This window comes from Psychrobacillus sp., assembly GCF_056205495.1.
In genome coordinates this window covers 1-1,584 of sequence record NZ_JBAEAP010000292.1, presented here as the reverse complement: position 1 = coordinate 1,584, position 1,584 = coordinate 1, and the positions used below count along the sequence as shown (strand labels likewise).

Sequence of the window (1,584 nt, the reverse complement as noted above, 5' to 3'; positions counted from 1 at the left end):
TATACTACCATACAAGTATACAATTATGGTAATATGACTTTAGTAAAGGGGTGAGTATTCTGCTAGCAGATAATTTTAATAAGAGAAAGAATGTCTCTACTCGAGATCATGTGTATGAGACGTTGAAGGAAAGCATCATTAAATTAGATTTGAAACCGGGGCAGAGTGTCTCGGAAAAAGAGATTTCGGAGTTGCTTAGTGTCAGCCGTACGCCTGTAAGGGAAGCGTTTGTGAAGCTTGCGCAGGAGGAGCTGCTGGAGGTTTATCCTCAGCGTGGCACGTTTATCTCTTTAATAGACTTAGAGCATGTGGAAGAGGTCCGATTTATACGGGAGTTGCTAGAACGTGCATCGGCTAAGCTTGCTGCGGAGCGTCCAGAAAACGTGGACTTCGTTTCTTTGAGAGAAAATTTACAGAGGCAGCGGTATTGTATAGAAGAAAAAAACTATACGAAGCTTTTCGAGCTGGATGAAGAGTTCCACTATATTATTTCAATTGGTGCGGAAAAGCCGAGGATCTGGTCCGTGCTCCAAAATTTTAATTCCCATCTTAATAGAATTAGAATGTTGAGCCTGGCAGCTAACTATAATTGGGAACAAATTTTGTCTCAGCATATGGTGATTGCTAACGCAATAGAGAATGGGGATCCCCAGCTTGCAGATGAGGCGATGGGAGAGCATTTAAGGAAATTACGCTTTGAACTTGATTCATTAAAAGAGGAATACCCGGATTATTTTAAGTAATTTTTTTTAAAGGGAAATGTAAGCGCTTTATTCAAAAAACAAGGGGGCTTTTCAATGAAAGGGAAAAAGTATTTACTATTCAGTTTGGTTTTCATGGTTTTCACATTGCTGGCAGCATGTTCAGACAGTGCCGATGGTAAGACGGAGGTTAGTGCTGATAAGGTTTATACGCTTAAGATTAATACAGCGTTAGCTTCCACTGATCCAATATATCAAGGATTAGAAACCTTTAAAGAACAGGTAGCAGAAAGAACTGATGACAAAGTTGTTATTGAAATTTATGGCAATGGTTCACTTGGAGACGATAGTGATGTTCTTGAACAAGCGAAGGTAGGGGCAAATGTAGCTGTGTTAGTAGACTCCGGTCGTTTAGCAGAGATGGTGCCGGAAATTGGGATTCTCTCGGCTCCGTATATTGTTGAAAGCTATGATGAGGCAAATAAGGTAGCTCAATCTGACCTATTCAAAGGCTGGAGTGAAAAGCTTGCAAGTGAACATAATTTACAAATTCTATCGTTTAACTGGTACCAAGGAGACCGCCATTTTCTAACGAATAAAAAAATTGAAAAGCCATCTGATCTGAAGGGCTTAAAAATTCGAACTCCAGGAGCTACTGTTTGGACTGAAACTATATCTGCAATGGGGGCTAGTCCAGCTGGTATGGCATTCTCCGAGGTTTACCCTGGGATTCAACAAGGGGTTATCGACGGAGCAGAGGCTCAACACCCTGCTTCATATGGAGCAAATTTACATGAGGTTGTAAAGTATGTTACTAAGACAGGTCACTTCCAACTAATCACAGGTGTTGTAGCTGGAGCTGATTGGATGGCAGAGCTACCAG

At 41.2% G+C, this 1,584-nt stretch carries 2 protein-coding genes; both read left to right on the top strand.

Going from position 1 to position 1,584, the window contains the following annotated elements; genetic code table 11:
- Window positions 1-50: 50 nt before the first annotated feature.
- Entirely contained in the window at window positions 51-743 is a 693-nt protein-coding gene (locus AC06OU_RS08530; protein ID WP_340885155.1) for a GntR family transcriptional regulator, read from the top strand.
- A gap of 54 nt (window positions 744-797) precedes the next feature.
- Window positions 798-1,584, top strand: a 787-nt coding sequence (locus tag AC06OU_RS08525) for a C4-dicarboxylate TRAP transporter substrate-binding protein (RefSeq protein WP_475855202.1), incomplete at its 3' end; no start/stop codon positions are given.